This is a genomic window from Cyanobium sp. BA20m-14 (assembly GCF_024346295.1).
This window is the reverse complement of record NZ_JAGQCR010000151.1, coordinates 1-7,771: the sequence shown is the minus strand read 5'-3', so window position 1 is coordinate 7,771 and position 7,771 is coordinate 1. Positions and strand designations below refer to the sequence as shown.

Below are 7,771 nucleotides of genomic sequence, written 5' to 3'. Positions count from 1 at the left end.
ACCGCCACAAACAGGCCCAGCTCTGGTGCCCAGCAAATCGAGGTCCAGTTGTTGTTGGCCGGCGTCTGGCGCAGGGTCCAGCTACGCCCATCCGCTGAGGTCATCACCCGATTGCCAATGCCGCTGTCGCTGACGGCAACAAACAGCCCCAGCTCCCCAGCCCAGCAGAGGGCCACCCAGTTCAGATCGGCAGCCGCAGGTTGGGGAATCCAACGAATGCCATCGCTTGAGGTCATCACTCGGTTGCCCGTGCCGCTACCCGCTACGCAGGCGTAGAGCCCCAGCTCCGGCGACCAGCAGATCGCCTGCCAGCTGTTGTCTGCCGCCGAGCGCACGGTTGACCAAACCACCCCGCTGATTCCCAGCACCGGCGGCGGGTTCAGCAACTCCGCCAGTGCTGCTGCCGGCAGCTGGTAGGTGCCGGCCTGGGGCCCAGCAGGCCTGGTGATCGCCAGCAGGTCGCCTGGTTGGAGGGTCATCAGCTGCGGCGATCAGGGCAGAGCTGGAAGGCTGCTGATGTCCAGCGGCATGTAATCGCCCAGTGGTTGGGCGGTGGCCATGGCTTCCTTGAGGGCTGCAGCATCAACAGCGGCGCCCTCGGTGCCGGCGGTGAGGTCCTCGGCAGCCGCTAGGCGCACCACGCCGACAGCGGCGGTGGTTGCGGGCTCAACGCTCAGCAGCGGTTGGGCCGGATCGCTTTCATCAATGCTCAGTGGCGCAGCCACCTGAATGCGGATCACCCCAGCGCCATCAGGGCCCAGCGCGGCATTGGCGCTCCAGTCCTCCCCGTCAAACAGCAGTAGATCCCCCTGGGCGATCTCCGCTTCGGCGATGCCGCTCCAGCTCGCCAGGGCAATGCCGGAGCTGCTGGCTAGGTACACATCACCGACTGCAGCCTCGGCCGGAGCCTCGGTGGTGGTGGGGTCAATCGCACCCCGGTAGGTAAGGGCACCGGAAATGGCTGCATGGAGCGTGCCATCGGCATCCACCGAGAGGTTGGTGCCGGGTTTGATCGCACCGATCGCCGCCGCAGTGGCCGGCGTGAGCATGAACGCCTTGACCTCATCAGCCGTGGCCCGGTAGGGCGTGCTGCCGCGCTGCACCAGCAGCAGGTCGGATGCCTGGGGCAGGGAGCGGCCGGCGGTAGTGCGGCTCTCGATGGTGGTGGCCATGGCGATCAACAGAGAAAAAGGGTTGGGAGATCAGAGCTCGAGTCAGGGCGGCAGAGAGCTAAGCAGGCGCAGGTCCAGTGCGAGCACCACCACCCCATTGCTGGCGGTGGCACTGATGAGCGGCGCCAGAGCTTCCACCGAACTGATGCCACCGGCTGGGGGCGGTTCAGGGGTGCCGCCGTCCTGCAGCTGGGCCTGACCCAAGAAGATCACCCCCTGCGGCCGACTGCTGCTGCGGCACTGGGCCGTCAGCTCGACCAGCACAGCCGGATCGGAAGTGGCCATCGGCGCCAGGGGCGTGCTGCTGAGCTGTTGCCAGCCCCCAGCCAGGAATGCGCTGGCTCGGTTGCAGTTGGCCGTGGTCAGAGCAGGGCATCACCCAGCTCCAGCGCTGCGAGATCCGCTGCAGCCGTGTCATTGGCCTGGGCTTCCAACGCCATGGCCTGCTCAATCAGCTCCGCCTTGGTCTGGCTGGCATCTAGCTCCACGCCATGGACAGCCGAGCAGTAGTCGACGATCTGGGCCTTGGTCATCGACTGGAAATCAGGCGGCTCAGAAGCCAGCAGGGCTTCTCCATCGCTTGTGGCCGGTGCGCCCGTTGCGCTTTCCGGTTCAACCAGCTCAGGGCTGGGCAATTCGGAGAGCTCCGCGGTGCTGCGCTCAGCGAGGGCTGCTGGTTTTGCATCAGGCTCCGGCCCTGGCTGCGGTGCAGGCTCCGGCTCCGGTTCTGGCTCCGGCTCTGGTTGTTCCGGCTCGGGTTCCGGTGTCGGCGGCTGTGTGTGTAGCTGCCAGCCCAATGCCTGCCAGCCGGCCAGGTGCACCGGCCAGATCGAGCGGCTTTCGCCGTCCTTAACGATCAGCAGCTGGCTAGGCGGCAGCAGAGATTCATCGCCCGCACCTGGATCCGGGGTGACGATCAGCCGCTGCTCCGGGCCCGATAGGTGAACGGGCGTGGAGGCGGGGTTGTTGCTATCGAGGGGTTGCAGCAGTTGCAGCGGCATTGCGGTGTCCATGGCACTCACCTCAAAGCCCCTGGTTGGCGGTCAGCGCCACGCACATCCCTACCGGTGTGCTCGGAGAGATCACAGCGCGGGCCAGCCGCAGGCAGGGCGGCGTGACCAACTCGCTGTCGGCTGGATTGAGCAGCAGGGCAGCACCACTGATGCTTGCCTCCACCTTGCCGCCGGCGGCGGGGATAGCGACAGCAGCGGCAGTGATCCAACTGCCGGCTGTGCCATCAGCCAGTAGCGGCGCTAGCTCCAGGGTCACGGTTACCGCGTCGCTGTGGCCGGGGTGAGAAGCCACCAGCACAAAGGAGCAGGAGGCATCGAGGTCGGTGCCGAGGTTGATGACATCGCCGCTGCTGCGGCTGTGCTCGTAGCAGTCGGTAGCCGAATGGTTGATCCAGCCGACGAGCACCGTCTGGGCATCGAGCAGCCGGGTGGCTTGAGTGGTCATGGATAGGGCTCCTGTGGGGAATAAATGTGTGGTTCTGGGCAGTCCTCCGGGGTTGGGCCTGGCGCTTAGGGCAGAACCAGCGGCATGGGCGCCACGTTGTAAAGGCGGGCAGCGGCCTTGCGGTTGCAGACGGCAAAACCCACGTACCAATCCACCCGCGTGCGGAACACCGGTGCGTCATGCACCTCCCCAAAATCACGCACCGCAATGCCATACCTGCCCTCAAACGGCCCCTGCAGACCGCAGACCGCCGCATCACCCAGCACGCAGCAGTAGATCGAGGTGGTGCCCGCTGGTTCGTCGTAACCGAGTACGGCATGGCCCTCGGCGTCCTCCTCCACCAGCAGGATCTCGATCCCCTCGAAATAGTGGCGGCCATCTATCACCTCATACAGCTCCCCGCCGGCCTGACGGGAGGCGGTACTGATCTGGCGGCGAGCGGCCTTGCTGGCGATCAGAACCTTGTCGCCGCCGTAGCCGATCACGCTGTCGCTCAATGCCTCCAGCGCCAGCAGGTTGAGGGTGCTGCCGCCGTTGTCGATCGTTTGCTCGTCTCCAGGTGCCAGGCGCTTGCTCAGTCCGTTGAAGGCCCGCGGATCGAAGGTGTCGTCGCCGTTGATGATCGCCGCCTCAAGAGTCAGGCGCATCGAGCGGACCTTCATCTCGGTTTGGGCAGCTCTGGCCTCAGGGCCCTGCAGATCAACGATCGAGCGGTCCACATCCAGATCACCGCCAAAGAGGTGCACAAACTCCGAATCGGAGTTGATCACCCCATAGCTCTGGCGGTAGCCCTCATTCACTGCCCGAAAACCAACGCGGGGCAGCTTGGTTTCAGCCGGGAAGCTCAATGAGCCACCGACGAGGTTGCGGAAGGGCAGGCGGCGCAGCAGCTCCCCCTCAGCAAAGGTCTTGAGCACCGCCAGCTGTTCAGCGCGGCGGGCGTATTTCTGCGCCTCGATCAAGGTCAGGCCCAAGGGCACTCTCCCGGGGCCTTGCCCCAGTGACAACAGCAGCTGTTGCCAGGTCGCGTCTGGACCGTTGGTTGGTGGTCAGCTCAGGGCATGGCGTTGGTGCTCACTCCTCAGCAGCTCAGCAGCAGCGCCCTGGCCGGGATGCGGTGTGGAGCACGAGCTCATGTACCACCAGTCCACTGCGGCTAGTCCGCAGCAGCCTGCTCATGGGTGACGCGCCGGTGCCGCTGAGGCTGCTGCATGGGCGGTTGTGCGTTGGAGATCAGAGCGGAGCTGGTGTTTCGCTAAACCCGATTGGTATTGCTGCAGGGGCACGGGCGAATCGATCAGGGCTGCTGAGCTATGGGCTTTTCCCCCGAATTCAGCGTTTTCCCACCACAAACGGCGACTTTTCCACAAGCTGAACTCCCAAGACCCCGCTGCTGGCGCCAGCAGTGCAGCACCCGCTGTGGAAAAGCCCTCTCCTCTTGACCGGCGGCAGCGGGGAGTTTTGGCCAGCCCGAGAGGAACAGCAAGCCGCCAGGAAGGCAGCTCAGGACTTGCTTCTTACGGAGAGACACGGCCTTGTCGGACTGGTTTTGCTGCTTTGACGCTGGTGCGGTGCTCGTGACTTGATGGGTGCACTGCCGTGATGAACGCATGAGCCAAATTCCCGACCATCTGCCGGTCCACGTGAGCGTCGTCAATGAGTTCCCGGAGGACCTGTACCAGGCGATGCGGGATTTCATCAGCAGCCATCCCAACTGGGACCAGTACCGCCTGCTGCAAGCAGCGCTTGCGGGCTTCCTGTTCCAGCACGGCTGCAAGGACCGGGCCGTAAGCCGCCACTACCTCGACGGTTTGTTCCAGCGCGATCCGGCTACTGCGGCGCGGCCGATCTCCCACAACTGATGGAGCTGGCGACGTGGTGATTTCCATTGCAGGCCTGGCCGGCACGCGCATCCGGCGGCGACGCAGCCAGCACCAGCTGGTGGGGCAGTGCTGCGACCGGTTGCGGCCTTCTTTCCTGCGCCGGCGGCTGGAGCAGCTCCTGCCGCTGCACACCGCGGCTGGAGCTGCTCTGGTGGACTGGCGCTGGGACAGCGTCTGTCAGCGGGTGAATGGGGTGGTGCTGCAGGACAACGAGCTCCTGCCCTTCCGCTGGTGGCCCAGCCACAATCGGTTCGAGCTGCGCACGGCGATCATGCAGATCAGGCCGTTGGGCTAAGGCCCAGGGAGCTGCCCTCTCTGGCGGCGGCAGCAGCAGCAGGCGCTCAAGCAGGTTGAGCAGGCCAGCTTGATCCGCCATAGCTGCTTCCGGCTGGTAGCCAAGGGCAGCGCGCAACCGCGGCACCTGTTTCTTGATTCGGTCGCTGGATAACTAAACCCAGGCCACCAAAGCAGCGCCGATGGCCATCAGCACCACTCCGAGCCAGGCCTTGAGGTCGAGCTGCTCACCTAGCAGCAGTACCGCCAGCAGGGCAATCAGCACAACACTGAGCTTGTCGAGCGCCGCCACCCCAGCGACGGGCCCCAGCTGCAGGGCTCGGCTGTAGCAGAACCACGACACCCCTGTTGCCACAGCGGAGAGGGCGAGAGCGCCCAGGCTGAGAGCGGGCAGCTGGCGCAGCTCCTGCCAATCGAGCCGGCCGCTTACCAGCAGCACCAGAGCCAGCACAATCGCCACGGCCAGGGTGCGGAACAGGGTGGCCATCCCCGCATCCACCCCCTGCACGCCCACTTTGACCAATAGAGCAGTGACGGCTGCGGAGAGCGCGGCCGCTACGGCCCACAGCTGCCAGTTCTGCACAGAGCGTTTTGCATTGGGAAGCTGTGAGCGGAGGCTATTCGCGCTGGCAAGCCTTCTGTTCACAATCTCCACCGAAAAGTGTTGGGGGCTAGGGGCGCCTTGCGTTGGCGGGGCGGCGGCGGCAGCGTTCGACTAGCAGCTCCCAACTGGCAAAGGCAGTGGTCAGCACCACTCCCCATGACCACCCCGATGAGCGCCGAGCGGTTCAGCGATCGCTTCCGCTACTACCGCGACCAGCCGCAGCAGCAACGCGGCGTTCAGCAGCTGTTTGAGGCAATCAGCAGCACTGAGCGCGGCGAGGAGATCCTCTGCGAGCAGGCGCCCTGGGCACTCACCTACAGCGAGCAGCCGCTAGTCCCAGCAGAGCCGCAGGCTCCAGCCGGTGGTCTCGATCCCCGCGGTTCAGAGGAAGCCGGCATGGCTGGCCCCCAGAAGCCAGCACCGGTCAAACCGGGTGATTCCTACCTGCTGGTGAATGACCGAGATGAGGACATGGAGGCCTATGACCACACCGGCCAGTTTCTGTGGAAGCTCCCCTGCCTGGCGAGGGGGCAGGGCGCTGACACCGACTGGAGCCACACCAATACCGACACCCCGCCCGGTCTCTACAAGCTCGGGCAGCTCTACGCCGATTACGAGCAGCACCCCAATCCACCCTGCTCCGATACCGCCATGGCCTACGGCTGGTACTCATTTGACCTGGAGGAGTTAGAAGGCCAGGAGGTCAAGGCTGGCCGGGCCGGGATCATGCTCCACGGCGGTGGATCCGCCTGCGGCTGGCCAGGCGCCTGGGCAGCGCAGCAGCCCCTACATCCCACCTTGGGCTGCGTCCGCATTCACAACGCCGATCTACGCGACAAGGTGCTGCCTCTGTACCGGCAGGGCACGGTCTATGTGGGGGTGTTTCAGGAAAAAAAGTGATGGAGGGGCTGGTGCTGCCACCAGCTGGGGCCTGATCGCGAGGGACGAGCAGCGATGCATGCAAACCCTGCACCCCAGCCGCCCAAGCCGCCGTTCGACCGGGAGCGGTTTGTGTTCAAGATCCTGGCGGTGGTGATCGGCACCCAGCTGCTGATCTATTCGCTGGCCGCTGGGGTTTGTGGCCAAAGGGCGCTCCAGGGCCGTCCTGTTGGTCAGATCTGCCCCGGCACGCTGGAGCAGCTACAGGGCGGCTTTGATTCCACCCTCAAGCTGCTGCTGGCGCTGCTGGGCGGTGCTGCGTTGACGCGGATGGACCGGTGAAGGAGCCGTGAAGAACTGTTCGTTGGACCTACCGCCTTAAGCAAGCTGCCGTGGAAAACCAAGGGGAGCGTGGGCCCATGTCGGCCCTCGCCGCCTGAAAGAACTTGAACAGTGTCACCAGGTTCAGCGGCTAGGAACAAATCACACCTCTGATGGGATTGGACACCACCGAGGTACGCAGTGATCAAGCAGGTGGCTAATCACTGTCCTCGCGATCCTCATCATCGCGGGATTCCTTTTCCTCCTTTTTGTCCTCCTTCTTGTCCTCACCCTCATCACCATCCTTGGATGCGCCCAGGGAGGGCCTCTCTCGATCTCCCTGGTCTTCCTCCCTATCTTTTGCTCCCTCACCGCCGCAGGCGGAAAGGAGCGATATCAGGCTGGCAGCAGCGATGAACCGGATGATGCGCTGCATGGCTCGTGGCGGATCTTGTTCAAACCCACTCTGACTGGGGCGCCACCTCGGCAAAGGCGAGTTGATGTTTTCCGTTTAACTCGCAGCTGCTGCCATGCAGGAGCAGCACCCTGATCCGATTGCGCCGGGGGACTTGAAGCCTGTGGCTTACTCCGGGGCCTCTCCAGTTTGAGGCCCTCCTGACGTCGGACCTCCTCTGGGATCGGTCCCATCGCTGCGCCACACTTGGCGCTGAATCCCATGGCCACCTATCCCGCCCAGTCCAAGTTCTGCCGGCCAGAAGAAGATCCCTTCCTGCTGCTTGATCGCGCCTCGCGCTCCATCGAGCAGCTGCTGCAGCGCGATCTGCCGCTGCGTCGCACCTGGAGCGAGCAGCCCTATGGAGAAGAAGAAATCACCCTCCTAGAAGAGGAGGTGCTGCCTGCCATTGCTCAGTGCCTGGCACGAATCGATGCCATCGATTCAGCCCTTAGCGCAGCTGGAGAAGAGCTCTATCGCCAAGAGGTATTGGCAGCTGCTCAGAAGCGCCGGGTTCTCCTCCCTGGGGAGGTGGCGCTCATCTGAGCTCATGCAGGCCGCCATATCGGCGGCCTGCTTTATCTCTTCCCCCACCAAGTGCACCTATCGGTGGTGGTCTACGGGGCGCACCTCTCGGTGCAGTTCTACTGAGCGCACCTAACAGTGCGACAGAGCCTGGAGGACAAGGGTTTGATACGCGCAGGGA

General features: G+C 64.4%; 13 protein-coding genes. 5 read left to right on the top strand and 8 right to left on the bottom strand.

Features of this window, described 5'->3' with window-relative positions; all coding sequences use genetic code 11:
- The 6 genes from KBZ07_RS13195 to KBZ07_RS13170 form a co-directional block, all read right to left on the bottom strand.
- A partial coding sequence (locus KBZ07_RS13195) for a hypothetical protein (protein WP_254932042.1) occupies positions 1-479 on the bottom strand: 479 nt, incomplete at its 3' end.
- Between the two features lie 12 nt (positions 480-491).
- Positions 492-1,172, bottom strand: a complete 681-nt coding sequence (locus KBZ07_RS13190) for a hypothetical protein (protein ID WP_254932041.1) — start codon at positions 1,170-1,172, stop codon at positions 492-494.
- 42 nt (positions 1,173-1,214) lie between these two features.
- Positions 1,215-1,457, bottom strand: coding sequence for a hypothetical protein (locus KBZ07_RS13185; RefSeq protein WP_254932040.1), 243 nt, complete (start codon positions 1,455-1,457; stop codon positions 1,215-1,217).
- Between the two features lie 77 nt (positions 1,458-1,534).
- Positions 1,535-2,185: a hypothetical protein gene (locus KBZ07_RS13180; protein WP_254932039.1), complete on the bottom strand. Its 651-nt coding sequence runs from the start codon at positions 2,183-2,185 to the stop codon at positions 1,535-1,537.
- 10 nt (positions 2,186-2,195) lie between these two features.
- A complete protein-coding gene (locus KBZ07_RS13175) occupies positions 2,196-2,630 on the bottom strand; it encodes a hypothetical protein (RefSeq protein WP_254932038.1) in 435 nt (144 codons plus the stop codon).
- Positions 2,631-2,695: 65 nt separating this feature from the next.
- A complete protein-coding gene (locus tag KBZ07_RS13170; RefSeq protein WP_261347701.1) occupies positions 2,696-3,604 on the bottom strand; it encodes a major capsid protein in 909 nt (302 codons plus the stop codon).
- Between the two features lie 636 nt (positions 3,605-4,240).
- Here KBZ07_RS13170 and KBZ07_RS13165 point away from each other — a divergent pair.
- Both KBZ07_RS13165 and KBZ07_RS13160 read left to right on the top strand, forming a co-directional pair.
- On the top strand, positions 4,241-4,492 hold the full coding sequence (locus tag KBZ07_RS13165; protein WP_254932037.1) for a DUF2811 domain-containing protein: 252 nt from the start codon (positions 4,241-4,243) through the stop codon (positions 4,490-4,492).
- 13 nt (positions 4,493-4,505) lie between these two features.
- On the top strand, positions 4,506-4,808 hold the full coding sequence (locus KBZ07_RS13160) for a hypothetical protein (protein ID WP_254932036.1): 303 nt from the start codon (positions 4,506-4,508) through the stop codon (positions 4,806-4,808).
- Positions 4,809-4,961: 153 nt separating this feature from the next.
- On the opposite strand, the gene KBZ07_RS13155 is transcribed toward KBZ07_RS13160, so the two are convergent.
- A complete protein-coding gene (locus tag KBZ07_RS13155) occupies positions 4,962-5,390 on the bottom strand; it encodes an EamA family transporter (protein WP_254932035.1) in 429 nt (142 codons plus the stop codon).
- 177 nt (positions 5,391-5,567) lie between these two features.
- Here KBZ07_RS13155 and KBZ07_RS13150 point away from each other — a divergent pair, with 177 nt between their 5' ends.
- A complete protein-coding gene (locus tag KBZ07_RS13150) occupies positions 5,568-6,311 on the top strand; it encodes a L,D-transpeptidase (RefSeq protein WP_254932034.1) in 744 nt (247 codons plus the stop codon).
- A gap of 54 nt (positions 6,312-6,365) precedes the next feature.
- Positions 6,366-6,632 (top strand): hypothetical protein, encoded by a 267-nt coding sequence (locus tag KBZ07_RS13145; RefSeq protein WP_254932033.1) that lies wholly within the window; start codon positions 6,366-6,368, stop codon positions 6,630-6,632.
- Between the two features lie 196 nt (positions 6,633-6,828).
- Here the strand turns inward: KBZ07_RS13145 and KBZ07_RS13140 are convergent, their stop codons facing one another.
- Entirely contained in the window at positions 6,829-7,047 is a 219-nt protein-coding gene (locus KBZ07_RS13140) for a hypothetical protein (RefSeq protein ID WP_254932032.1), read from the bottom strand.
- A gap of 240 nt (positions 7,048-7,287) precedes the next feature.
- On the opposite strand from KBZ07_RS13140, the gene KBZ07_RS13135 reads away from it, so the two are divergent.
- Positions 7,288-7,611: a hypothetical protein gene (locus KBZ07_RS13135; RefSeq protein ID WP_254932031.1), complete on the top strand. Its 324-nt coding sequence runs from the start codon at positions 7,288-7,290 to the stop codon at positions 7,609-7,611.
- Positions 7,612-7,771 lie beyond the last annotated feature (160 nt).